Raw genomic sequence first — 24,387 nt, 5'->3', positions numbered from 1 at the left:
CCGTTCTGGACTCCATTGCCGGCCGTCATAGGCCCGCTGCTTTGCAATCATCCGCCTCGTCACTGCACTCTCCGCCCCGATGTCTCGGCAGCCTTTGGCGATGACCTGCAACGCTTGGCCTGCCGCCCGGCAGCACCAGACCAGAAGCGGATACAAAGAGGACGGGTTGAGCCACCCCTGATAACTCGGACACCTGAAAGCGAGGACAATCCTCGCAGGGAGGTGTTCGATGCAGAAGCGGCAGCGGTTTACAGCGGAGTTCAAGCGGGAAGCAGTGCGGTTGCTCAAGGCGGGAGATCGGCCAGCGGCCATGATCGCGCGGGGGTTAGCCATCCCGCGCAACCGGCTCTACAAGTGGGCCACGGATCTCGATGCGAAGGGCGCTGGCGCCTTTGGCGGCAGTGGCCGGCCCAAGGCCAACCCGGATGAACTGGCCAAGCTGCAGCGCGAGAACGAGCGGCTGCGCCAAGAGAACGAGATCCTAAAAAAAGCGGCGGCGTACTTTGCGCGGGAGCTACCGTGAAGTACGCCTGGATCCGAGATCAGCGGGGTTACCGGGTGCGTTGGCTCTGCCATGCGTTGGGCGTGTCGCCCAGCGGCTATTACGCGTGGTGCGCTCGCCGTCCGGGGCCACGCGCACAGGAGAATGCCCGGCTATTGCAGCGGATCGAGCAGTTGCACGCACAAACCCGCCAGGCGTATGGCAGCGAGCGCCTGTGGCGCGCGTTGCGTCAGCAAGGTGAGACATGCGGCCGGCATCGGGTGCGGCGCCTGCGGCAGGCACATGCGATCCGCACCAAACGGCGACAACGCTATCTGCGCACGCGCAGCACATACCAGCGTGCGGCGGTAGCGCCTAACCGGCTGGCATGGCCGTTCGTCAGTCCGGGGCCAGATCGGGTGTGGGTGGCGGACATCACCTTCATCCCGACCCGGATGGGCTGGTTGTACCTGGCGGCAGTTCTAGACATGCACAGCCGGCAGATCGCGGGCTGGGCGATGGGCCAGCGGGCCGATCAGGCGTTGGCCAGCGCTGCGCTGGCCATGGCGTTGCACCGCGACGGCCAGCGCAGGGCGCAATCCACCATAGTGACCAGGGCACGCAATACACCAGCGGTGCATATCAGCGGCAGTTGCAAGAAGCTGGGCTGGTCGCAAGCATGAGCCGCAAGGGCATGCCTTACGACAATGCGGTGATGGAGAGCTTCTTCAGTTCGCTCAAACAGGAACTGACGCACCACGAGCGCTTCGCCAGTCTCGACGAAGCGCGCGGGAAAGTGTTCGAGTACATCGAAGTGTTCTACAACCGGCAGCGGTTGCACAGTGCGCTGGGCTATCGCTCGCCGGCCGAGTTCGAGAAGATGGCTGTTGTTCCCTAATTAACCTGTCCGAGAAATCGGGGGTGGCTCAGGTGCACCGATCGGGCCCAGGTGCGACCTGCTAGGCTATGCAGATGAACGAACCGGTCGATCCCCATCCTGCCCCTTCCTTTTTGCCCATGTCGCGGCGTTTCCGCGGCTATCTGCCCGTGGTGGTGGACGTGGAAACCGGAGGGTTCGACTGGAACAAGCACGCCCTGCTGGAAATCGCCTGCGTGCCGATCGAGATGGATGCCGACGGGCGGTTTTTCCCCGGCGAAACCGCCAGCGCGCATCTAGTGCCGGCACCGGGCCTGGAGATCGACCCCAAGTCGTTGGAAATCACCGGCATCGTGCTCGATCACCCGTTCCGTTTCGCCAAACAGGAAAAGGACGCGCTGGACCATGTATTCGCACCAGTGCGCGCTGCGGTGAAGAAGTACGGATGCCAGCGCGCCATCCTGGTCGGGCATAACGCGCATTTCGATTTGAACTTCCTCAATGCCGCGGTTGCACGCGTGGGGCATAAACGTAATCCGTTTCATCCCTTCAGCGTGTTCGATACGGTGACCCTTGCGGGCGTGGCGTATGGGCAGACCGTGCTGGCACGCGCCGCGCAGGCGGCCGGCCTGGACTGGAACGCCGCCGATGCGCACAGCGCGGTCTACGACACCGAGCAAACCGCGCGGCTGTTCTGCACGATCGCCAATGCCTGGCCAGGGCCGGTTTAGGCTCGGGATTGGGGATTGGCAAGAGCGCGGCATGTGCGCGATTGAAAGATCTCCGGGTGCGGCCGCAACAGAGCAGTTGCAGCTCACCACATCAACACGTGGAGCCGTGCCCTGGCATGACATTGGGGACTTCGTATTGCCGAGCGCCCTGCAGTAGAGAAAAGCACCAGCTACCGCGCTTTTACGATTCCCCACTCCCGACTCCCGACTCCCGATTCCCAGCACCTACCCACACAGATCCGGTCGCGCCCTGCGCTCTTGGCTTGGTACAACGCGTGATCGGCGCGCTGCATCAGTGATGAGCCGTTGTCGTCGTCGCGTAGCTCGGCCAGGCCGGCGCTGAAGGTCACCTGCAACCCTTCCACGTCACCCCAGTCGGCTCGCGCATGGAACAGCATGCGAATGCGCTCGCACAATACCTGTGCATCGCTCAGCGAGGTGTCGGCCAACAGCAGCGCGAATTCTTCGCCGCCCAGCCGCGCTGGCAAATCCGAGGTACGCGCCGCTGCAGTAAGCAGCTCGCCGACATCGTGCAGCACCGCATCGCCAATGGCGTGGGAGTAGCGGTCGTTGATGCGCTTGAAATGATCGATGTCCAGGATCGCCAGCACCAACGGCCGGCCACTGCGACGTGCGCGGCTGATGTCGCGCGCCAGCGCCTCGTCAAAGTGGCGACGATTGGGTAACCCGGTCAGCGCATCCTCGTGCGCCTGACGTTCGAACACGTCGGACTTGATGCGCAGGCGCGTCAGCAACTCACTCTTTTCCTGATTGGCCTGCAGCAGGCGCTGCGCCTGCAGCTGCAGATCCTGCGTGCGCTTGCGCACCAGTTCGGCCAGGCGGGCGTTGTGGGTCCTGTAGCGATGCAGCAGCGCCCGGTACAGCAGCGCCAACGCGAGAATCGCGGCCAGCACCGCGGCAAACCGTACGTCGTGGCGTTGCCACCACAGCGGAAGTACATCGAAGGTCCAGCGCGCCTCCTGCGGGCTCCATGCACCGCCTGGGTGGCGGGCGGCCACGCGCAAGGTGTAGTGCCCCGGTGGCAGCCCGATGAATTCCACGCTGCGCTGCCGGCCACGCGCGATCCACACATTATCCAGGCCGTCCAGACGCGTTCGGTATTCGATACGCTCTGACATCAGGAAACTCATGCCCACATAGGAGACGTTGAGCCGGTAACCGCCCGGTAGTTGTGCCCGTTGCCGCCAGGCCAGCGGGCGGCCGTCCTGTTGCACGTTTTCGATCAGCGGCGGGGGCGGGCGGCGCTCGCGGAAACGCCTCAGGCGCGCAGGGTCCACCGTGCTCACGCCGCCGGCGGTGACCACCCACAGCGTGCCATCGGCACGTTCGATCATGCTGGGGCCGGAGCTGCCGTTGGCCTGCGCGTTGCCCATGCCATCGATCTCGCCATAGCGCTCGATGGCAAGCCGGCCGCGGCCATCGGCCACCGCATCGAGCGCGGCAAATTCGGTGCGCAGCACGCCGCGATTGCTGCTGATCCACGCGTTGCCTAGTCGGTCATCGACGAGCTGGAACACCGTGTCCACCGGCATGCCCTGCTCCAGGCCCACGCGTGCGAGCGTGCCGCCGCGCACCCGGTACAGACCCCGATCGGTGGAGATCCACACCGCATCGCCGATCGGCTGGAAGCCGAACACGCTGCGCGCGCCACCCAGGCGTTCCAGGTCCAGCTGCTGCAGCTTGCCATCGCGCAACACCGCCGCGCCATCCACCGAGCCGATCCACAGCGCGCCATCGATGCTGGCCAAGGCGGTGATCACGCCATCGGGCAAGCCCTCGATCGTCATCGGCACGCGCTTGCCATCCAGTAGCCGCACCACGCCGCGCTGCGTGGCCAGCCACACCGCATCGTGCGCATCGATCACGATGGCGCGGATATGGCCGCTGGGGATGCCGTCGGCCTCACCATAGTGCTGCAGCACGCGACCATCGCGCAGGACGAAAACCCCATCAGCATAGGTACCCACCCACAGGTCGCCGTGCCGATCCAGCGCAAGACTGAGCACCGACAGCCGACGTCCCGACGGCGTGGCGACGGGGACCGGCACGATCCGGCCGTCCGGCAGCAGGCGGTCCAGGCCGGCGGTGGTGGCGATCCACAGACTGCCATCCCGATCTTCGAGCACGGCGCGGGCATAGTCGCCACTCAACCCGTCGCGCTGGCTGTAGCTGCTGAACAAGGTCTCGCGCAAGCGGAACAGCCCGCCATTGGCACCGACCCAAATGCTGCCTTCCGCATCTTCGCGCAGGCTGACGATGCGCCCGGTGGGCAGGCTGCGGCCCGCCGGCAAATGCTCCACGCCGTGGCTGCCGATCCGCAGCAGACCCTGGTTTTCGCTGCCCAGCCACAGATCGCCATTGCGATCCTGCAGCATCGCGGTGAAGTGGCCCTGCCCCGGCAGCCGATGCACCAGCTCGGCGCGCTCGTCGTGCAGGCGATACAGCTGCTCGCCTGCGACCACCCACACCGTGCCATCCGGAGCGCGATACGGCCACGCCAGGCCCGGTGGCAGGCCGAACGACGCCGGCGCACGATGCATGCGCCCGTCAGGTTCGCGATAGATCAGCCCGTCCAGCGTGCCAATCAGCAACCGGCCCTGGCCGTCGAACAACATGCGCGGAAAGCTGCTCTGCAGCGGCACGCCATCGCGCGGCGGAAAATAGTCGAAGCGCCCATCCGGCCATAGACAACCCAGCCCGTGACCTTCGAACAGCAGCCACATCCGACCGTCCGCATCCATCGTCATCGCATGGATCAATGCCTGCGGCCACTGGCCCTTGCGTTGCCACTGCCGCCACTGGCCATCGGCGCCGTGACGCACCAGATTGCCGCGCGCATCGCTCAGCCACAGCGCGCCATCGCGATCCACGTACAAGGCGCCGACGCCGTTATCGGGCACGCCCGGGCGCGTGCTGCGGTCGATGACGCTGAATTCCAGGCCGTTGTAGCGCACCAACCCTTCCCAGGTGGCGAACCACAAATAGCCATCATGGGTCTGGGCGATATCGCGCAGCGAGTTATGCGGCAGGCCGCTACGCGAACTCCAGCTGTCGATGGCGTAATCGCGTAGTTGGGCAGTTCCGGCGGGTGCGGCAAGCGCCGCCAGCGAGCACAGCGCCAGCAGCATGCAAACGCCAGCGCTCAGCCACCACTGCCCATGTCGTCGTGCTGACGCCGAACCGGCGCGCCCGTTCTCGCCCCTTCCGCAGGCGCCCACCCCAAGTTTCATCAGTCACGACACGCCATTCACTGACGATATGGTAGGCAAAAAGCTGCTCCGGCGCTGAGCGATCATGCTAGCTGGCGCCAAATCCCTGCTGCGACGGCGGTTTGCTCGCCATCGGTTGCACCGGCTCACCGAGCAATGCACCACCATCTGCGCGGATTGCCGGGGCACGGCGTCGCGCAGTACACCCATCGCTTGCCCGAGGCAGCGACCGATCGCACGCCTCACTACGCCTTAATCAGGCGCCCAATCGCTGGCGCACGGCCTCGAACAGGGTCACGCCGGTGGCGACTGACACATTGAGGCTTTCGATGTCGCCGGGCATCGGAATCTTGACCAGGCCATCGCAATGTTCGCGCGTCAGGCGACGCAGGCCATCGGACTCGCCACCGAGCACCAGCCCGACATTGCCACGCAGGTCCACGCTGTACAACGACGCCTCGGCCTCGCCAGCCAGGCCATACAGCCATACGCCCTGCTTCTGCAGGTCGCGCAGGCAGCGCGCCAGATTGGTCACCGCCACCACCGGGATGCGGTCGGCGGCGCCGGCCGAGGTCTTGCGCACGGTGGCATTCACCGTGGCCGACTTGTCCTTGGGGATGACTACCGCGGTCACGCCCGCAGCCGCGGCACTCCGCAGGCAGGCGCCGAGATTGTGCGGGTCTTGCACGCCATCGAGTACCAGCACCAGCGCGCGGCCTTGTGCGGCGTCGACCAGGCCTTCCAGCTCGTTCTCGGCCCACAGGCGCGCGGCGGCGTAGCGCGCAGCAACGCCTTGGTGGCGCACCTGCCCGCCGACACCGTCCAGCGCCTGGGTATTGACCCGGCGCACGTCGATCCCCTTGCGGCGCGCCTGCTCTTCGATCTCGGTCAGACGCGGGTTCTTGCTACCGGCCTCGATCAGGACCTCGCGCACGTTGTCGGCGTCGTTCTCGACGGACGAGGCAACAGCGTTGACGCCGACGATCCACTGGTTTTGCTTGCTCATTGCGCGGGCATACGAAGAAATGAGAGGGAATGGTAGGGCCTGCGGCCTGCTACGTCACGGCCGACGCATGGATCACCGAGAAATTCGGCAACGGTCTGCAGCAGTGCCGCGTCGCCTGCGGGAGTCAGGTGACGCTGGCGATGGTGCGCACGCCGCAACCGTCTCCGGTACCGGATGTCTTTGCACCGCGTGGCAGCGTGGGACCGGCGGTTGACGCTTGTCTCGCCTACATCGGTAGCACGCCGCAACGCGCCGCCATCAGTCTGATGGACGACATCGATTACCTGCAGGGTGAGGTCGCTTGTCGCTTACACCGGCCACCGCTCGGTGTCGTGATCCGGATGCTGATGCGATACGAGCGCGGCCTGAAACGCCAACGCAGCCGCGTCGTCCTCGCTCGGGCGTGTCGGCAGTTGCGCCAGGTGATCGACGAACGGCAACTTGCGCTCCAGCCCATACTGGATGTGCGGGGGCAACTGCTCTGGCGTATCGAATGCACCAGCGGCGATAGCCACGCCATCGGGCGCTTCATAGGTCAACGGCGTACCGCACTCGACGCAAAAACCGCGCTGTACCACCGTCGACGACGCAAACCGCTTGGGCGCCCCGCGGGTCCAGCGGAACTCGGCGCCACGCACTGACACCAACGGAGCGTAATAGGCACCGAAGGCTTTCTGACACATGCGGCAGTGACAGATCGATGCATGATCCAGGACGCCGCGCACATGAAAGCGCACCGCGCCGCACTGGCAGCCGCCGCTGTACTCGGAAGATGCGCCCATCATTTGTTGCCTCGCAGTCAGCGTGTTATGCAAGCCACCACGTCATCACGGCACGCGGCGGCACTCACTACGCACTTACCGACTCAACGCGACGGGCGGCCATGGGGCCGCCCGCAATGCCGTGTACCTCAATACGACTTTTTCTTGCGCTTGGCCGGCTTCTCACGCGGCGGTAGAGGTGCCTCTGCAGGCGCACCATCCTCTGCCAGACGGAAGTCGATCTTGCGCTCCTCCATGCTGGCCTTGAGCACCAGCACGCGCACCGGGTCGCCTAGGCGGAACTCACGGCCACGGCGCTCGCCGCTGAGCGTTTTGCGGATCGGGTCGAACTGGTAATAGTCCTGCGGCAACTGGGTGACATGCACCAGGCCGTTGACCTTGGACTGGGTCAATTCCACGAACAGGCCGAAGCCGGTCACGCCGCTGATGACGCCATCGAACTGGCCGCCGACATGCTTTTCCATCCAGGCGGCGCGATAACGCTCGTCCACTTCGCGCTCGGCCTCATCGGCACGGCGTCCACGCTCGGAGCATTGCAGCGACAGCGCCGCCATCTGCCGCGGTGTGTAGATGTATTTTTCCGGGCTGGCACCGGTCAGCGCGTGCTTGATCGCGCGATGCACCAGCAGATCCGGGTAGCGGCGAATCGGCGAGGTGAAGTGCGCATACGCCTCCAGCGCCAGACCGAAGTGGCCGTTGTTGTCGGGCGAATACACCGCCAGGCTCTGGCTGCGCAGCAGCACCGATTCCAGCAGCGCCGCATCCGGGCGCGCGCGCACCTTCTTCAACAGCTTGGTGTAATCGCCCGGGCGCACCTTGCTCCACGCCGGCAGGCTGAGCTGGAATTCCTTGAGGAATTCCAGCAGGTCTTCGTACTTGCTCTCCGGCGGGCGCTCGTGCACGCGGTACGGTGCGGGCACATGCACGCTCAGCAGATAACGCGCCGCTTCCACGTTGGCGGCGATCATGCATTCTTCGATCAGCTTGTGCGCATCGTTGCGCACCAGCATACCGGCCTGGGTGACCTCGCCGGTATTGTCGAGCACGAAGCGCACTTCGGAGGTTTCGAATTCGATCGCACCGCGATGCGTGCGCGCCTTCGACAATACGTTGTACAGCTGATGCAGACGCTGCACCTGCGGCAACAACGGGCCGATAAACGCCTTGGTATCGGCATCGTCTTCGCCAACCGCCTTCCAGACCTGGTTGTAGGTCAGGCGCGCGTGCGAGTTCATTACCGCCTCGTAGAAACGCGAGCCGGTCACTTCGCCATCGCGTCCCACCTGCATGTCGCAGACGAAACACATGCGGTCGACCTTGGGCATCAGCGAGCAGATGCCGTTGGACAAGGTCTCCGGCAGCATCGGCACCACAAACCCGGGGAAATACACCGAGGTGGCGCGCTTCTGCGCTTCGTCGTCCAGCGGCGTGCCGGGGCGCACATAGTTGGACACGTCGGCGATCGCCACCACCAGACGGAAACCGTCGGCATTGGGTTCGCAATACACCGCATCGTCGAAATCCTTGGCGTCCTCGCCATCGATGGTGACCAGCGGCATCTGCCGCAGGTCCACACGCCCACCGATCATCTGCGGCTCGACCACCAACGGCACGGCGGCGGCTTCGTCCAGCACTTCCTGCGGAAATTCGTGCGGCAGTTCGTGGCCGTGGATGGCCATTTCCACCACCAGCGACGGGGTCAGCTTGTCGCCCAACACCGCGATGATCTTGCCGATGGCCGGGCGGCGCGCATCCGGCGGTGCGATCAGTTCGCACACCACCAGCTGGCCTTCGCGCGCCTCGCCAATGCCGTCCGGGGCGATCTGCACGTTGCGTTGCACGCGCTTGTCGTCCGGGTCGACGTAGGCCACACCGTGCTCGTAGAAGAAGCGCCCGATCATGCGCGACATGCGTCGTTCCAGCACGCGCGCAATGGCGCCTTCGCGGCGGCCACGGCGGTCGATGCCGGTCACGTTGGCCAATGCACGGTCGCCGTGCATCACCTTGCGCATTTCGAACGGCGGCAGGAACAGGTCGTCGCCACCTTCATCGGGCTTGAGGAAACCGAAGCCTTCCGGGTTGGCGATCACCACGCCAGCGATCAGGCTGGTCTGCTGCACCGGCGCATAGCCGCCACGGCGGTTCTGCACCAGCTGCGCTTCGCGCACCATCGCGGCCAGGCGCTTGCCCAGCGCGTCGATGCGGTCGCTCAAGCCGAGCTGCTCGGCGATCTCTTCGGCGGTCTGCGGGCCGTCGCAGGCTTCCAGCAGCTGCAGGATGGCCTCGCGGCTGGCGATCGGCTCGGCATAACGCAGCGCCTCGCGGTCGGCATGGGGGTCCTTGAATCCGGCGTCGACGACAGCCTGGACGGCTTCTTTCTGGAAACGTTCCGGTGGTGGCGCAGGCGGGCCACTCTTGCGTGGATGCGGCGCGCGCGGCGCAGCAGGCTCGGCCGGAGGCGCAGGCTGATCGGACGAGGCTTTTGCCGCGGCGCGCTTGTTGGCGGATTTGGTAGACGCACCTGCCGCGGCGCGGACCAGGAAGTCCGGCATCCAGCCCGGCAGTTTCTGCTGCTCGGCGGTGGTGGACTCGCCTGGGCTGGCGGATTTGCGGCGGCTGGGCCGGTCGGAATCGGGGTTGTTTTTCTTTGTCATTGCCCTAATGGTACCCCTTGCGGTCCTGACGTGGGCAGCAAGGCTGGCCAGGCCGTTGGCGATTGCCGCACATAACCCGTTGACAACCCTGCCGCGAGTCTGCAAAATTCGCGGCTCACCTGCCCAGGTGGCGGAATTGGTAGACGCACTAGCTTCAGGTGCTAGCGGGGGCAACTTCGTGGAGGTTCGAGTCCTCTTCTGGGCACCAGTTTAAAAAGACCTCCGAGCAATCGGGGGTCTTCTGGTTTCTGGGGTACGAAAAGGTCAGCACTGTCGCTGTGGCTGACTACCGACGCCGATCAGCGCTTGCGTGCCAATGATGTGATTCAGCGCGGCAGTAAAGCGGCGCCAGCAGTCGTCCGTTGGATATGAGGACGCGCTCAAAAACAGTGGACAACGGGAATTGCCAGCTCCGGGCAACATCCCGCCTGGCGGTGGGCGCAGTCGTTGTTAGCCGCCTTGCTGGCCGCCCCATCTAAGCGATCGGGGTATCGCCACGCCATGAGGCCTCGCACTCCAATCCCTCACGACTGTCGATTAGCGCGACGACCGACGTGTCGCTGTGCAGACGCATGGCACCCGCTGCACGCAGCCCCTCGGTCACACACGGGTACTTCGACACGACGGCATCTGCCTGGCGAGTGCCGCCGTCCTGGGTCGCCCTACGGAGCGGCCGTTATTCCAGCATCGCGTAACGCCTGCGCCCAGATCCTGTAACCGGCTTCGCTGGGGTGGGTGCCGTCGGGCATCAGCGCTTCCGGCAAGCTACCATCCGGCTGCAGCAACTGCTTGCCGATATCGACCAGGCGCACCGATGGGTCGGCTGCGTACCGCGCGCGCAGCAGGCGGTTGGTTTCGGCAATCGGAGCGCGTTGCGGGCTGCTAGCTGTGTGGCCACGCGGCATGATCGCCATCAGGATCAGCTTGCTGTTGGGCATGCGCGTGCGCACCTCGCGCACGATGGCATCGACACCCTGCACGGTTTCGGCCGGTGTGCTCGCACGCGACTGCGCAGTGCCGGTGAGATTGTTGGTACCGATATGCAGTACCACCCAACGCGGATCCAGGCCGTCGAGTTCGCCCTGACGGATGCGCCACAACACGTTCTGCGTGCGGTCCCAGCCAAAGCCAAGATTCAATACCGGCCGCTTGCCGTACAGCCACTGCCAGGACTCCGGCCCGCTGACGCGCGTGGCCTGTGGCGGGCCGGCCCAGAAATGGGTGATCGAATCGCCGATCATCACCACCTCCGGCTTCAAACTGCGCGCAGCAGCCAGCGCGGCATGATGGCGGGCGTACCAGTCGTAGGAATCCTGCTCGAGCCAATCAACCGGTATCAATGAGGTGGTTACGTCGCGGCCGAGTTCGGCCACCGGCTTGACCGGCGGCTCACCCAGCAGCCGCGCCAGGGTCGGCTCGATCGCCTCGGCCAGCATGCGCTGGCCCCGTGTGTCCGGGTGCAATGCAGCGGCAGCCAGGCGAAACCGGGTGTCGTAGAACAACTCGGTGCGCAACTTGCCGTCGCGCTGGAAGACCGAGCTCACGTCCAGGTAGGTCACGCGCGGGTTGTCGCCGTAACGCACCGCCAAGCCCTGGTTAATCTGCGCATCGCGACGCGATTTCTCCGCAGAAATCGCGCTTGGCAGCATGCTCAGCAGCAGGATATGCGTGCGCGGCAGTTTTTGTTCGATCGCCGCGACTACCGCATCGATGCCGAGCTGGGTCTGCTCCGCGGTCTGGCCGAGATGGCCGGTGTTGTTGGTGCCGATCAAGACAAGCGCGACCTTGGGCTGCAAGCCGTCTACTTCGCCATTGGCCAGCCGCCACAGCACGTTTTCGGTGCCATCGCCGCTGAAGCCCAGATTGAGCGCCCCGCGGCCGCCATAGAAGGCCTGCCAGGTGGGCTGAAACTCTTCGTCGGGCGCCTTGGATTTTTCGTAGTTCTGGGTGATCGAATCGCCGATCAGCAGCAGCTTCGTCTCCGGATGCTGTTTGACTTGATCCAGTACCTGCGCGTGACGCTGGGCCCACCAGGACTCCTGCAGGCGGTCGGTGGGAACGATCGACGGCGGCGGTGTTTGCGCAGCTGCCGCACCGCAAACCAACACCAGTCCGCCGCATAGCACCAGGCGCGCGAGCGCGGGCAACAAGCGGCGGGAAAAAACAGCGTGCGAAGACCGGGGCATACGCGCACCAGCACAGAAGGAGGCCGCGATTGTGGTCCGTGTGCGGAGCAAACGACAAGCGCGGCCGCCACTTGGCAGTGCCCCACACATCGCTCAGGGACGCAGCAAGGCGCGATCACCAGACACGGCATTTCCCACGTGGCTGCGTAGATCTCGAAGATCTTCGCATCAAGGAAAGCGCTCCGGCGTTGCCGCACCTGCGGCAGCGCCGGAGCGCGGCCGACCTCAGCGCAGCCCGGTCTCGCCACGCGCGATCACCAGGCGCTGGATTTCCGAGGTGCCCTCGTAGATCTCGGTGATCTTGGCATCGCGGAAGTAACGCTCCAGCGGCATTTCCTTCGAATAGCCCATGCCGCCGTGGATTTGCACCGCCTGGTGGGTGATCCACATCGCCGCTTCCGATGCGGTGAGTTTGGCGACCGCCGCTTCGGTGCCGAATTTCTTGCCCTGCCCCTTCAGCCAGGCCGCACGTAGCGTCAACAGCAGCGCCGCGTCCAGCTTGCACTTCATGTCGGCGATCTTGGCCTGGGTCATCTGGAAGGTACCGATGGCCGCGCCGAAGGCCTTGCGCTCCTTGACGTACGCAAGCGTGGCTTCATAGGCAGCACGCGCAATGCCCACTGCCTGCGAGGCGATGCCGATGCGCCCGGCATCGAGCACGCTCATCGCGGTCTTGAAGCCCTCGCCCTCCACGCCCAGGACGTCGTCTGCATGAGCAATGTAATCGGCGAACTCGATCTCGCAGGTGGCCGAAGCCCGAATGCCCAGCTTGGGCTCGGTCTTGCCGCGATGGAAGCCCGGCTTGTCAGTGTCGACCATGAAGGCGGTGATGCCGCGCGAACCCTTGTCTGGCTCGGTCACCGCAAACAACACGATGTACTTGGCTACCGGACCTGAAGTGATCCAGCTCTTCTTGCCATTGATGACGAAGCTGCCGTCCGCCTGCTTGACCGCGCGGCAGCGCATCGCCGATGCATCCGAGCCGGACTGCGGTTCGGTCAGCGCAAATGCGCCGATATGCGTGCCCTCTGCGATTGCGCGCACGTACAGCTGCTTCTGCGCCTCGGTGCCGTTCTTCAGGATACCGGTGCAGAACAGCGAGTTGTTGACCGACATGATGGTGGAGTGCGCGCCGTCGCCGGCCGCGATCTCGATCATCGCCAAGGCATAGCTGATCGGGTCCATGCCGGCGCCGCCGTACTCGGACGGCACCTCGATGCCCATCAGGCCGTTTTCGCCCAGCAGCTGGATGTTTTCCAACGGGAACTCGCCGCTGCGGTCGAACTGCTCCGCGCTGGGGGCGATCTTTTCCTGGGCGATCCGGCGGGCCACATCCTGGATCATCAGTTGTTCTTCGGTAAAGCTGAAATCCACGTTCGACCCCTCCCGGGTATTGGCTGAGCGGCCATTGTAGCGCCAACCATTCGCATGCGTATGTAGTTGACCGCACCTGCTGCCCGGCCGAAAATATCTCCATATCGCGATATAGAGATATTCATGGATCTGGAAGACTGGTCGGCGCGCCTGAAGGTATTTGCCGACGCCACCCGCGTCCGCCTGCTGACCTTGCTGGAGCAGGAAGAACTCACCGTGGCCGAGCTGTCGGCGATTACCCGCCTGGCGCAACCGCGCGTATCCACGCATCTGGCCAAGCTCAAGGAAGCAGGGCTGGTGCGCGACCGCCGCGCCGGCGTGTCGGCTTACTACCGTTTCGACGAGGTGTCGCTGGACCCGGCCCAACGTGCGCTATGGCTGGCACTGAGCACCGGCAGCGACGATCCGCTGCTGCGGCAGGATGCCGAGCGCGTGGCCGCGGTGCTCGCCAACCGCGCCGCCGACCAGAACTGGGCCGACTCGGTGGCCGGCGACATGGAGCGGCACTACTCGCCCGGGCGCACCTGGGAAGCGCTGGCGCGCACCGCGCTACCTCTTCTGGAAACCGGCGACGTGCTCGACATCGCCTCCGGCGATGGCGTGCTGGCCGAACTGGTGGCCCCGCACGCCACCCGCTACATCTGCATTGACACCAGCGCACGTGTGGTCGCTGCCGCCAGCGAGCGCCTGCGTAAGTTACGCAATGTGGAGGTGCGCGAGGGCGACATGCATGCGCTGCCGTTTCCCGATGCCAGCTTCGACCTGGTGGTGCTGATGCATGCACTCACCTATGCAGCCAAGCCAGCGCAGGCAGTGGCCGAATCCGCGCGCGTGCTGCGCCCCGGCGGCCGCCTGCTGCTGTGCAGCCTGGCCAAGCACGAACACCGCGCGGCCGTGCATGCCTATGGCCACGTCAATCTCGGGTTTGCCGCCAAGGAATTGCGCAGGTTCGTCGAGAAGGCCGGGCTGGAGGTGTCCAGCCTGGAGACGGTGACGCGCGAAAAGCGGCCGCCGCATTTCGAGGTGATTTCGTTGATTGCGGTGAAGCCGGGAATTGGGAGTCGGGAATCGGGAATCGTTGAAAGCAGCACCACTGCCTCACGGAGAATCGCACCATGACGCCCGCCGCAATCCCCAATCCCCCATCCCCGATCCCGTTCTCGCTGCCGTGGCTGCATCCGGAGCGTGCTGCCAAGCTCACTGCCGCGTTGCGCGAGCGCATCCTCATCATCGACGGCGCGATGGGCACCATGATCCAACGCCACGATCTGCAGGAACCGGATTACCGCGGCACTCGTTTTGCCGCCGGCTACGACAGCGCGCACGTGCACGGGCCGGGCTGCGATCACGCACACGCACCGGAAGGGCATGACCTGAAGGGCAACAACGACCTGCTGCTGCTGACGCGCCCGGAGATTATCGCCGGCATCCACCGCGCCTATCTGGATGCCGGTGCCGATCTGCTGGAGACCAACACCTTCAATGCGACCTCGGTGAGCCAAGCCGACTATCACCTGGAACATCTGGTCTACGAGTTGAACAAGGCCGGCGCCCAGGTCGCGCGCGCCTGCTGCGACGAAGTCGAAGCGCTGACTCCGCACAAGCCGCGCTTTGTGATCGGCGTGCTCGGCCCGACCAGCCGCACGGCCTCGATCAGCCCCGACGTCAACGACCCCGGTTATCGCAATACCAGCTTCGACGCACTGCGACAGACCTATCGCGAGGCGATCGAAGGTCTGATCGACGGCGGCGCGGACACCTTGATGGTGGAAACCATCTTCGACACCCTCAACGCCAAGGCCGCGCTGTACGCCATCGAAGAAGTCTTCGAAACGCGTGGCGGACGGCTGCCGGTGATGATCTCCGGCACCATCACCGATGCGTCCGGTCGCACCCTGTCGGGGCAGACTGCCGAAGCGTTCTACGCTTCGGTCGCGCACGGCCGGCCACTGTCGGTGGGTTTGAATTGCGCGCTGGGCGCCAAGGATTTACGCCCGCATGTGGAAACGCTGGCGCAGATCGCCGACGGCTACGTCAGCGCGCATCCCAATGCCGGCCTGCCCAATGCGTTCGGCGAATACGACGAAACCCCGGAAGAAATGGCGCAGACGCTGCGCGAGTTCGCCCAGGCCGGCCTGCTCAATCTGGTCGGCGGGTGCTGCGGCACCTCGCCGGACCATATCCGCGCCATCGCCGAAGCAGTCGCCGATCTGTCGCCGCGGCAATTGCCTGGCGCGCAGGAGTTGGCAGCGTGATGCGGCAAGAGAGCCCTCATCCGCCCTTCGGGCACCTTCTCCCGCTGGCGGGAGAAGGACTGCGCAGCCCTTGGGCTGCGACTAGGACGCGCCGTGCGCCGCGTACTGCCCTTCTCCCGCCCGCGGGAGAAGGTGGCGGGCAGCGCCGGATAAGGGTCGCATTCCATCGCGCGGCATCGTTCTGCCGTGCGCACCATCCCACCAAGACCGATCGCGCTATCGCCGTCCAGCCGAGACTTGTATGAGCACTCCCCGCTATACCCGCCTGTCCGGCCTGGAGCCCTTGGTCATCACCCCGGACCTGCTGTTCGTCAATGTCGGCGAGCGCACCAACGTCACCGGCAGCGCGCAGTTCCGCAAGCTGATCAAGGAAGAGCGCTACGAAGAAGCGGTGGAAGTCGCCCGCCAACAGGTCGCCAATGGCGCGCAGATCCTCGACGTCAACATGGACGAGGGCCTGATCGATTCCGAAAAAGCGATGACACGCTTTCTCAATCTGATCATGTCCGAGCCGGATATCGCGCGCATCCCGGTGATGGTGGATTCGTCCAAATGGACTGTGATCGAGGCCGGCTTGAAATGCCTGCAGGGCAAGAGCGTGGTCAACTCGATCTCGCTCAAGGAAGGTGAAGCAGTCTTCATCGAACAGGCGCGCAAGGTGCTGCGTTATGGCGCCGCCGCCGTGGTCATGGCCTTCGATGAAGTGGGCCAGGCAGACACCTGCGCGCGCAAGGTGGAAATCTGCACGCGCGCCTACACCGTGCTGACCGAGCAGGTGGGTTTTCCGCCGGAAGACATCATCTTCGACCCGAACATCTTTGCCGTGGCCACCGGCATCGAGGAACACGACAACTACGCGGTGGACTTCATCGAGGCCACGCGCGAGATCAAGCGCACGCTGCCGCATTGCCATATCTCCGGCGGCGTATCGAACGTGTCGTTCTCGTTCCGCGGCAACGAGATGGTGCGCCAGGCGATCCACTCGGTGTTTTTGTTCCATGCGATCAAGGCCGGCATGGACATGGGCATCGTCAATGCCGGCGGCATGCCGATCTACGACGAGCTGGACCCGGATTTGCGGGAACGCGTGGAGGACGTGATCCTCAACCGCCGCAAGGACGGCACCGAGCGCCTGCTGGAAATCGCCGAACGCTACAAAGGCAGCAAGGGCGCGGCCAAGGCCGAAGATCTGGCTTGGCGCAACAAGCCTGTCCGTGCACGTCTGGCGCATGCGCTGGTGCACGGCATCGATGCCTATGTGGAAACCGATACCGAAGAGGCACGCCAGCAGTCCACACGTCCATTGGATGTGATCGAAGGCCCGCTGATGGACGGCATGAACGTGGTCGGCGACCTGTTCGGCGCCGGCAAGATGTTCCTGCCGCAAGTGGTCAAGTCCGCCCGCGTGATGAAAAAGGCCGTGGCCTATCTGCTGCCCTTTATCGAAGCAGAAAAATTGCGCACCGGCGATGTCGGGAAATCCAACGGAAAGATCATCATGGCCACCGTCAAGGGCGATGTGCACGACATCGGCAAGAACATCGTCGGCGTGGTACTGGCCTGCAATAACTTCGATGTGGTGGACCTGGGCGTGATGGTGTCTGCGCAGGTAATTCTGGACCGTGCGCGCGAAGAAAATGCAGACCTGATCGGCCTGTCCGGGTTGATCACGCCCTCGCTTGAGGAAATGTCGCATGTTGCGCGCGAAATGCAGCGACAGGGTTTCGAGATTCCGTTATTGATCGGTGGTGCCACCACCTCGCGTGCGCACACTGCGCTGAAAATTGACCCGCATTACACTGCGCCCACGGTCTGGGTGAAGGATGCCTCGCGTGCGGTGGGGGTTGCGCAATCGCTGATCTCGCGCGACCTGCGCCAGGCATTTGTCGCCGCCAACGATGCGGACTACGCCGAGATCCGCGCACGCCATCGCAACCGCGGCGATGCAAAGCGGCTGGTGTCATTGGAAAAGGCACGGGCACAGCGTTTCGATGGCGATTGGACTAACTACACACCGCCTACTCCGCGTCAGCCGGGCCTGCATGTCTTCGACGATTACCCGCTGCAAGAATTGATCGAGCTGATCGACTGGACGCCGTTCTTCCAGGCGTGGGAGCTGGCCGGAAAATTCCCCGCCATCCTCAGCGACGAAATCGTCGGCACCCAGGCCAGCGAGCTGTATCGCGATGCACGACGCATGCTCAAGCAGATCGTCGACGAAAAATGGCTCACGGCCAAGGCGGTGTTCGGGCTGTGGCCTGCAACTAGCGTTGGCGATGATGTTGAAGTGGCCCTGACAGACCACCGGGATCGGGCAAGCGAGACTGCGGATTCGCAGCAGCCCAGCCAATCCCCAGTTCCCCATCCCGAATCCCGGCGCTTATTGCACTTCTTGCGCCAGCAAGTCGACAAACCCATCGACCGCCCCGACTTCTGCCTGGCTGATTTCATCGCGCCCAAGAGCAGCGGCAAACAGGACTGGATCGGTGCGTTTGCGGTCACCGCCGGTATCGGAATCGACCCGCATGTTGCGCGTTTTGAAGCGGCGCACGACGACTACAACTCGATCCTGCTCAAGGCACTGGCCGATCGCCTGGCCGAAGCCCTGGCCGAGCGCCTGCACCAGCGCGTGCGCACCGAGTTCTGGGGCTACATCGATAACGAAGACCTCGACAACGAGGCACTGATTGCCGAACGCTATCGCGGCATTCGCCCGGCGCCTGGGTACCCTGCCTGCCCGGAACACAGCGAAAAACGCATGCTATTCGACCTGCTCGATGCCGAACGCAATGCGGACATGTCGCTCACCGAAAGCTTTGCAATGCTGCCCACCGCCGCGGTGTCGGGGTATTACTTCAGCCATCCCAAGAGCCAGTATTTCGTGGTCGGGCGGCTGGGCAAGGAACAAGTCGCCGACTACGCAAAGCGCAAGGGCATCACGCTGGCTTTGGCCGAGCGCTTGCTCGCATCGAATCTGGATTACGACCCGGAATAAGAACGGGTCGGCATCGCCACAACCACAGGCAAACCAATGTCGTAGCGCACCCGGCTGCGGAGGGCTTGAACGATAACGCCGCGTCGCGCGCGGGTGCGCCCCTGCAAGACAGCGCGACCGCTCATAGACGGCCGCGCCCTGTCACACCCGCATCAATCTGCCGGCCGCAACACGTTCAGCACTTCGTAGCACGCGCCCATGGTGTGGTAGTCGGTCTTGCCGGCCGGGCTCTTCTCATCGCTGTACTTGCGGTTGTCCGCATCCAGAATGCGGTACCACGCCCCGTAGCGGTGGTCGACCAGATGCTTCCAGGAGTAATCCCACAGCTTGTCGTACCACTGCCAATAGCGCGCATCGCCACTTCGCTGCGCCAACAAAGCCGCTGCAGCCAACGATTCGGCCTGCACCCAGAAATACTTGTCGTCGTCGCACACCTGGCCGTCGGGCGCGAAGCCGTAATACAACCCGCCACGCTGTGCATCCCATGAGCGGTCCACCGCAATATCGAACAGATGCTGCGCCGTCGGCAACAGCCAGTCCGTGGGTGCATAGCGATCGAGCAGCATCAGCAGCTTGGCCCATTCGGTCTGGTGACCGGGCTGGAAGCCCCAGGGGCGGAACAGGTGCTTGGGATTATCGCGGTTGTAGTCCCAATCGATGTTCCATTGCGGGTCGTAGTGCTCCCACACCAGGCCATCTGCCTTGGCCGCCTGGCGTCGGGTCATGTGATCGGCCAGCAGCAGTGCCCGATCGAGATAGCGCTGTTCGCCGCTCGCCTCGTAGGCGGCGATCATCGCCTCGCACATATGCATGTTGGCGTTCTGGCCGCGATACGTAGTGAAGTTGAACTGGGCATCGGCTTCGTCGCGATACAGGCCGAACTCTGCTTCCCAGAAGTACTTTTCCAGCAACTGCCAGGTTTCGTCCATCCACGCACGCGCCTCGGCGACGCCGGCTTTCAGGCCGCACGAATACGCCAGCAGCACGAATGCAACGCCGTAGCAGTGATTCATGTCATCTTCCACGACGCCATCGCGCAACGTCCAGGCATACCCACCCGTGGCCGCGTTGCGGTGCACGTTGCGCAGATAATCCAGGCCGTGACGCACCGCCTGCAGGTACTCCGCGTTGCCGAATTCGCGATACGCCATCGCGTAGTTGAAGACGAAGCGCGTGCTGCTCACCAGATGCCGGTGACCGGCATCGTAGATGCTGCCGTCATCCTTGAAATACTGGAAGAAGCCACCGGCCGGATCGATCGCGCGCGGGTGATAGAACACCATGGTGTCGGCAATATGCTGGCGCAGCACATCGGCCGAACGGAAATCGGGGGCGGGAGATGCGGGCAACGGGCTCATGCTTGTTCCTGGATAAGGGAATGGACTTCATCGATGCTGGGCATCGCGGCGAACGCGCCCTTGCGCGTGACTGCCAGTGCGCCAACAGCCGCAGCGAAACGAATCACTTGCGTCATGGCTGCAGCATCACTGCAAAGGTGTTCAAGCGTGGTCGCACGGACGGCCAGCTGATAGAGCAGACCACCGACAAACGCATCGCCGGCGGCGGTGCTGTCGCGCACCTGCACCGTGAACGCCGGCACCTGGCCGGAATCCACCCGTGTCTGCCAATGCACCGGGCCGCCGCCGTCGGTGACCAGCAGCCAGCGTGCGTTGCCCTGCCACAGTTTCTGTGTCACCGCGCTGGCATCGCTGTGCAAGGTGCCGGCCAGATACTCCAGTTCCTCGCGCGAGAGCTTGACCACATCGGCCAGCGCCAGTGCTTCCCATAACAACGGCGCCGGGTCCACATCCTGCGGCCACAGCATCGGGCGCAGATTGAGGTCCAGGCTGACGATGGCGCCATCGGCACGCGCACGGCGCATGCCGTCCAGCGTGCACTGCGCGATCGCATCCTCGGTCATGCTGTTGGAGCACACGTGCAGCACCGCTGCTTGCGCAAAACCGTCCGCGGCAAAGTGCTCCGAACGGAACAGCAAATCCGCTGCCGGTGGCCGGTAGAAGCTGAAACTGCGCTCACCGGCTTCGTCCAGCGCCACAAACGCAAGCGCGGTCTTGGCTTCACCGATGCGCACAATGCCGTCGGTGGCAACACCGGCCTGCTGCAGGCTCTGCAGCAGGAAGTCGCCGAACATGTCACGCCCGAGCATGCCCACAAAATGCGCGGCGCCGCCAAGCTTCGCCACCGCAACCGCGACATTGGCAGGCGCACCGCCGGCATATTGCGCAAAGGTGCGCGCGTCATCGGTGCTGGCCTGCGGCAGTGCGAGCATGTCGATCAAGGCTTCGCCGAAACAGACCACCTGGTTCTTGCTAGCACTCATGCGCGCGCCTCCACCAGTGCGCCGCGCAGGCGCGAACCCCAGATGCCGTAAAAGACGATGTACAGGTAGCACACCAACGGCAGCACAAACGACTCATGCAGGCCGATGCGATCGGCCAGCAGACCCTGCAGATACGGCACGATCGCGCCGCCCACAATGGCCATGATCAACAGGCTGGACGCCCGCCCGGTCAACGGACCAAGACGCTCGATGCCCAGGGTAAAAATGGTAGGGAACATGATCGAGTTGAACAGGCCGATGGCCACCAGCGCATACACCGCCAGCATGCCGCCACTGGCCATGGTCAGCCCCAACAGCAAAGCGTTGATGCCGGCAAACACAGACAACAGCACGCGCGGCGACAGCTTGGCCAGCAACGCCGACCCGATGAAGCGGCCGATCATCGCCAGCGTCCAGTATGCCGAGACGTACTTGGTCGCCTCGCGCTCGGTGAACCCACCGATCTCCGGCAACGAGAAGTAATTGACCATCAAGCTGCCGATCGACACTTCTGCGCCGACATAGAAAAAGATCGCCAGCACACCGAAGCGCACATGCGGATGACGCAGCGCATCGAGCAGCGAGTGCTTGTTTTCTTCCCTCTGCGCGCCGGCGTCAGTCAATGCCGGCAGACGGAACAGAAACACGAAGATCGCCAGCAGGAACAGCACCACGCCCAGCCCGATGTAAGGGCCCTGCACGGCCTGCGCTTCCTGTACGCGATAGGCCAGCTGCTCGGCCTCAGGCAAGGCCTTGAGCTGGTCGCCGCTCATCACCGTGTTGGACAGGATCAACCAGCCACCCAGCAACGGTGCGATTGCGGTCCCCAGCGAATTGAGCGCCTGCGCCAGGGTCAGACGGCTGGAGGCACTGCGCTCCGGACCCAGCAATGCGACATACGGGTTAGCCGCCACCTGCAGGATGGTGATGCCGGTCGCCAGCACGAACAATGCCCCCAGGAACGCGCCGTACACGCGCAACTCCGCCGCCGGCCAGAAACCCAGCGCACCGACCGCCGCTACCGCCAGCCCGGCCACGATGCCCTGCTTGTAGCCGAGGCGATTGACCAGCCAACCGGCCGGCAGCGACATCAGGAAGTAGGCGCCGAAGAAGGTGAACTGCACCAGCATCGCCTGCGCAAAATTGAGCTCGAACACCGCCTTCAGATGCGGGATCAGGATGTCGTTGAGGCAGGTGAGAAAGCCCCACATAAAAAAGATCGTGGTCACCACCGACAATGCGACGCGGTTGTTGACGGGCGCCTTATTGCCGCTTGGCATCGGGGATTGCGTGGAAAGGGAAACCATAGAAGTTGCCTGGTCAGCGGCCTGAGGCCTTGGTGGGAGAATGGACGGGGGAATCGCTTGTGGGATGTTGCGAAGAAGAGGGGTGCGCGGGTGCGCAGGCGCTGCTCGCGCGGACTTTCAGCGCGACCGCAGCAGTCAGCCGTTGCGAGGCCAGGTCCGGGCTGCCGATACGCTGCAGCACCAGCTGCGCAGCCTGCCGGCCGCGCGCACGTGGGTCTGCCGCCAACGTGGTCAGCGCCGGCGTAAACAAGGCGGCTTCGGCGATGTCGTCGAAACCGGTCACCGCGAAATCGCGGCCTGGCACGATGCCTTGCATCGCAAGCGCCGCCATCAGGCCAAGCGCAACGCTGTCGTTGTAGCAAACCGCTGCTGTGGCGGGTTGATCGGCGTTATCGAGCATGCGCGTGCCGCACAGCGCAGCATCCTGACGATTGGGCGCCGACTCGACGTAGTGCGCATCCAGTCCCGCGCCGGACATCGCGCGCGTATAGCCGGCGCGGCGCTGTCGGCACGAGCTGGATTCGGCATGCCCGCCGAAGAACACGATGTGCCGGTGGCCTTGCGCAATCAGATGCATGCAGGCCAGGAACGCACCCTGCTCGTTGTCCAGTGCCAACAGGTCCCAGCCGGCGCCTTCCACTTCGCGATTGAACAACACCACGTTGCGCTGGCGGCCGAGCACCTGCGCCAGGGCCTGCGCCTGGCTGCCCTCGGCAGGCGACAGGATGATCCCGGCGGGCGTGTGCTCCATCAACGAGGTCAGCACCGCCTGCTGACGCTGCGTGGACTCGCCGGTGCTGCCCAACAACGTCACATAGCCGGCCGCGCCCAATGCTTCGTCGACTCCGGCTGCAAACTCTGCGAAAAACGGATTGGACAGATCATTGATGACCAGCGCGATACTGGACGAGGTGCGCTGGCGCAGATTGGCCGCTGCCCGGTTGTAGACGTAATGTTGGCGGTCAAGCTCGGCTTCCACGCGCGCGCGGGTGCTCGCATGCACCAGCGGGCTACCCCGCAGCACTAGCGACACAGTCGCGCGCGAGACGCCGATCGCGCTTGCAATGTCGCGCAGCGTCACCGCGCCACGCCGTGCCAGGCGCGCGTCGCCAGCCTCGGGCGTGGCTGAAGTCTTGGGCCGCGTCAAGCGGCGAACCCCACTGAGTGAAAAACGCGCATGCACTGGACTTAAATTGGATCGATCCAATTAAGCCTCTTCCGGCTAGTCAATGCATGCGGCAGTGCAGCATTCGCTTTCGGCACCGGACGCACACGCAGGCTGCAATACCGTCGTGGCGGCTGTGGATCGAGGATCCCACTACTGAAACGCGATCGATAACCCGATCCCGCCCTGCCAATCCGGGCTTTGCGAGGTCAGCCCGCGCAGCACAGATACGTCCAGCTGCATCGCATGCGGCAGCTGCCAGGCGCCGCCGGCACCGGCCACACGCGAATGCTCGCTGCCGGTATCCAGGCCTGCTTCCACATAACTGCTGAAATGCTCGCCCGAGAAGAACGTGTAGTTGGGCGAAAACGTCCAGGTGTGCCCATCGTTGTCGCGTGCGTAATTGACGTACAACGCCAACGCGCGCTGCTGCGCGAGATCCCACGATGCAGTCACCCCGAGCTCACGCGAATAGCCATCGCTGAAGGCGGGGTTGCCGGTCGGCACGCTATAGGTGCCCAATGCAGCCCAATGAAAACTCTCCGAACGCGATGGCAGGGCGACCTTCAACCCAACGTGGCTGTCGCCACCGCCGTGCGCGTGCGCGCCACCACCGTGCTGCCAATTGTAACTGTCACTCCCCAGTTGCAACTCCACGTGCTGTGACAGTCCCAGACGCAGCACGGTGTCTGCCGTATACAGCGTTGTGCGCTGACCTTCAGCACGGTCGGTACTGGCATCCGGCAAGCCCTGCTCCCACGCGAACGCACCAGGCTGCAGCACCTCGGCAGCGAACGGGATGCCAGGGCGGTCGAATGCCGGTGCGTCTTCCGACTGGGCAAATGCGTGCGGACTCGCACCACAGAGCGCGAGCACTATGCCGGCTGATCCGCCCAGGCGAGCAGCACGCAAACGCAGCGGATTACGCGTGGCGGGCGAAATTGAGTCCCCAGCGTAACGCTTCATATAGTTCGAGGACACGGACATATGCGGCACCATCGGA

The 24,387-nt window shown here is 64.3% G+C and carries 18 protein-coding genes and 1 tRNA gene; 8 read left to right on the top strand and 11 right to left on the bottom strand.

Annotated features, from left to right (window positions below; translation table 11 throughout):
* The first annotated feature begins 229 nt into the window (after positions 1-229).
* The 4 genes from BJD12_RS21195 (at position 230) to rnt (ending at position 2,089) form a co-directional block, all read left to right on the top strand.
* Positions 230-523: a transposase gene (locus BJD12_RS21195; RefSeq protein WP_005997377.1), complete on the top strand. Its 294-nt coding sequence runs from the start codon at positions 230-232 to the stop codon at positions 521-523.
* The gene (locus BJD12_RS23905) at positions 520-1,164 is read left to right on the top strand and encodes an IS3 family transposase (protein ID WP_081375331.1); all 645 of its coding nucleotides are present in this window, start codon (positions 520-522) and stop codon (positions 1,162-1,164) included. The genes BJD12_RS21195 and BJD12_RS23905 overlap by 4 nt, the downstream gene beginning before the upstream one ends.
* Positions 1,161-1,379: an IS3 family transposase gene (locus BJD12_RS24665; protein ID WP_164738610.1), complete on the top strand. Its 219-nt coding sequence runs from the start codon at positions 1,161-1,163 to the stop codon at positions 1,377-1,379. The genes BJD12_RS23905 and BJD12_RS24665 overlap by 4 nt, the downstream gene beginning before the upstream one ends.
* A 68-nt stretch (positions 1,380-1,447) precedes the next feature.
* Positions 1,448-2,089, top strand: a complete 642-nt coding sequence (rnt, locus tag BJD12_RS21185) for a ribonuclease T (RefSeq protein WP_005995530.1) — start codon at positions 1,448-1,450, stop codon at positions 2,087-2,089.
* Between the two features lie 170 nt (positions 2,090-2,259).
* Here the strand turns inward: rnt and BJD12_RS21180 are convergent, their stop codons facing one another.
* The 4 genes from BJD12_RS21180 to rnr all read right to left on the bottom strand — a co-directional run bounded on the left by BJD12_RS21180 (position 2,260) and on the right by rnr (position 9,761).
* Positions 2,260-5,340 (bottom strand): ligand-binding sensor domain-containing diguanylate cyclase, encoded by a 3,081-nt coding sequence (locus BJD12_RS21180; RefSeq protein ID WP_050812896.1) that lies wholly within the window; start codon positions 5,338-5,340, stop codon positions 2,260-2,262.
* Positions 5,341-5,575: 235 nt separating this feature from the next.
* Positions 5,576-6,325 carry a 23S rRNA (guanosine(2251)-2'-O)-methyltransferase RlmB gene (gene rlmB, locus BJD12_RS21175; protein WP_005995525.1) on the bottom strand — a complete coding sequence of 250 codons (750 nt, stop codon included), beginning with the start codon at positions 6,323-6,325 and terminating at the stop codon, positions 5,576-5,578.
* 308 nt (positions 6,326-6,633) lie between these two features.
* On the bottom strand, positions 6,634-7,107 hold the full coding sequence (locus tag BJD12_RS21170) for a GFA family protein (protein ID WP_042828378.1): 474 nt from the start codon (positions 7,105-7,107) through the stop codon (positions 6,634-6,636).
* 128 nt (positions 7,108-7,235) lie between these two features.
* Positions 7,236-9,761 (bottom strand): ribonuclease R, encoded by a 2,526-nt coding sequence (rnr, locus tag BJD12_RS21165; protein ID WP_058563965.1) that lies wholly within the window; start codon positions 9,759-9,761, stop codon positions 7,236-7,238.
* A 121-nt stretch (positions 9,762-9,882) separates the two neighbouring features.
* On the opposite strand from rnr, the gene BJD12_RS21160 reads away from it, so the two are divergent.
* Positions 9,883-9,969: transfer RNA gene (locus BJD12_RS21160), tRNA-Leu, on the top strand.
* A 454-nt stretch (positions 9,970-10,423) separates the two neighbouring features.
* Here the strand turns inward: BJD12_RS21160 and BJD12_RS21155 are convergent.
* Both BJD12_RS21155 and BJD12_RS21150 read right to left on the bottom strand, forming a co-directional pair.
* Positions 10,424-11,947, bottom strand: coding sequence for a platelet-activating factor acetylhydrolase IB subunit (locus BJD12_RS21155; RefSeq protein WP_005996870.1), 1,524 nt, complete (start codon positions 11,945-11,947; stop codon positions 10,424-10,426).
* Positions 11,948-12,172: 225 nt separating this feature from the next.
* Positions 12,173-13,291: an acyl-CoA dehydrogenase family protein gene (locus BJD12_RS21150; protein ID WP_005996868.1), complete on the bottom strand. Its 1,119-nt coding sequence runs from the start codon at positions 13,289-13,291 to the stop codon at positions 12,173-12,175.
* Positions 13,292-13,444: 153 nt separating this feature from the next.
* Between BJD12_RS21150 and BJD12_RS21145 the strand changes: the two genes are divergently transcribed.
* The 3 genes from BJD12_RS21145 (at position 13,445) to metH (ending at position 18,571) form a co-directional block, all read left to right on the top strand.
* Entirely contained in the window at positions 13,445-14,440 is a 996-nt protein-coding gene (locus BJD12_RS21145; protein WP_058563964.1) for an ArsR/SmtB family transcription factor, read from the top strand.
* Positions 14,437-15,576, top strand: a complete 1,140-nt coding sequence (locus BJD12_RS21140; protein WP_005998475.1) for a homocysteine S-methyltransferase family protein — start codon at positions 14,437-14,439, stop codon at positions 15,574-15,576. Before BJD12_RS21145 ends, BJD12_RS21140 begins: the two co-directional genes overlap by 4 nt.
* A gap of 241 nt (positions 15,577-15,817) precedes the next feature.
* Positions 15,818-18,571, top strand: coding sequence for a methionine synthase (metH, locus tag BJD12_RS21135; protein ID WP_058563963.1), 2,754 nt, complete (start codon positions 15,818-15,820; stop codon positions 18,569-18,571).
* A gap of 152 nt (positions 18,572-18,723) precedes the next feature.
* Here metH and BJD12_RS21130 read toward each other — a convergent pair whose 3' ends face one another.
* The 5 genes from BJD12_RS21130 to BJD12_RS21110 form a co-directional block, all read right to left on the bottom strand.
* Positions 18,724-19,929, bottom strand: a complete 1,206-nt coding sequence (locus BJD12_RS21130) for an AGE family epimerase/isomerase (RefSeq protein ID WP_005997112.1) — start codon at positions 19,927-19,929, stop codon at positions 18,724-18,726.
* Positions 19,926-20,912, bottom strand: coding sequence for a carbohydrate kinase family protein (locus tag BJD12_RS21125; protein ID WP_005997113.1), 987 nt, complete (start codon positions 20,910-20,912; stop codon positions 19,926-19,928). Before BJD12_RS21125 ends, BJD12_RS21130 begins: the two co-directional genes overlap by 4 nt.
* A complete protein-coding gene (fucP, locus tag BJD12_RS21120) occupies positions 20,909-22,192 on the bottom strand; it encodes an L-fucose:H+ symporter permease (RefSeq protein ID WP_005997114.1) in 1,284 nt (427 codons plus the stop codon). The genes BJD12_RS21125 and fucP overlap by 4 nt, the downstream gene beginning before the upstream one ends.
* A gap of 40 nt (positions 22,193-22,232) precedes the next feature.
* Positions 22,233-23,402, bottom strand: coding sequence for a LacI family DNA-binding transcriptional regulator (locus BJD12_RS21115; protein WP_425480578.1), 1,170 nt, complete (start codon positions 23,400-23,402; stop codon positions 22,233-22,235).
* Between the two features lie 135 nt (positions 23,403-23,537).
* On the bottom strand, positions 23,538-24,371 hold the full coding sequence (locus BJD12_RS21110) for a transporter (protein WP_372498093.1): 834 nt from the start codon (positions 24,369-24,371) through the stop codon (positions 23,538-23,540).
* Between the last annotated feature and the right edge of the window lie 16 nt (positions 24,372-24,387).

The sequence above is a fragment of the Xanthomonas vesicatoria ATCC 35937 genome, from assembly GCF_001908725.1.
Taxonomy (GTDB): domain Bacteria; phylum Pseudomonadota; class Gammaproteobacteria; order Xanthomonadales; family Xanthomonadaceae; genus Xanthomonas; species Xanthomonas vesicatoria.
The sequence above is the reverse complement of the archived record's forward strand: the minus strand, read 5'-3'. Positions and strand labels throughout refer to the sequence as shown.

Coding starts and splice junctions, on each gene's coding strand:
- BJD12_RS21195 (WP_005997377.1), top strand. CDS start 230: ATGCAGAAGCGGCAGCGGTTTACAGCGGAGTTCAAGCGGGAAGCAGTG.
- BJD12_RS21150 (WP_005996868.1), bottom strand. CDS start 13,291: ATGATCCAGGATGTGGCCCGCCGGATCGCCCAGGAAAAGATCGCCCCC.
- metH (WP_058563963.1), top strand. CDS start 15,818: ATGAGCACTCCCCGCTATACCCGCCTGTCCGGCCTGGAGCCCTTGGTC.
- rlmB (WP_005995525.1), bottom strand. CDS start 6,325: ATGAGCAAGCAAAACCAGTGGATCGTCGGCGTCAACGCTGTTGCCTCG.
- BJD12_RS21130 (WP_005997112.1), bottom strand. CDS start 19,929: ATGAGCCCGTTGCCCGCATCTCCCGCCCCCGATTTCCGTTCGGCCGAT.
- BJD12_RS21170 (WP_042828378.1), bottom strand. CDS start 7,107: ATGGGCGCATCTTCCGAGTACAGCGGCGGCTGCCAGTGCGGCGCGGTG.
- rnt (WP_005995530.1), top strand. CDS start 1,448: ATGCAGATGAACGAACCGGTCGATCCCCATCCTGCCCCTTCCTTTTTG.
- BJD12_RS21110 (WP_372498093.1), bottom strand. CDS start 24,371: ATGTCCGTGTCCTCGAACTATATGAAGCGTTACGCTGGGGACTCAATT.
- rnr (WP_058563965.1), bottom strand. CDS start 9,761: ATGACAAAGAAAAACAACCCCGATTCCGACCGGCCCAGCCGCCGCAAA.
- BJD12_RS21180 (WP_050812896.1), bottom strand. CDS start 5,340: ATGAAACTTGGGGTGGGCGCCTGCGGAAGGGGCGAGAACGGGCGCGCC.
- BJD12_RS21140 (WP_005998475.1), top strand. CDS start 14,437: ATGACGCCCGCCGCAATCCCCAATCCCCCATCCCCGATCCCGTTCTCG.
- fucP (WP_005997114.1), bottom strand. CDS start 22,192: ATGCCAAGCGGCAATAAGGCGCCCGTCAACAACCGCGTCGCATTGTCG.
- BJD12_RS21145 (WP_058563964.1), top strand. CDS start 13,445: ATGGATCTGGAAGACTGGTCGGCGCGCCTGAAGGTATTTGCCGACGCC.
- BJD12_RS21125 (WP_005997113.1), bottom strand. CDS start 20,912: ATGAGTGCTAGCAAGAACCAGGTGGTCTGTTTCGGCGAAGCCTTGATC.
- BJD12_RS24665 (WP_164738610.1), top strand. CDS start 1,161: ATGAGCCGCAAGGGCATGCCTTACGACAATGCGGTGATGGAGAGCTTC.
- BJD12_RS21155 (WP_005996870.1), bottom strand. CDS start 11,947: ATGCCCCGGTCTTCGCACGCTGTTTTTTCCCGCCGCTTGTTGCCCGCG.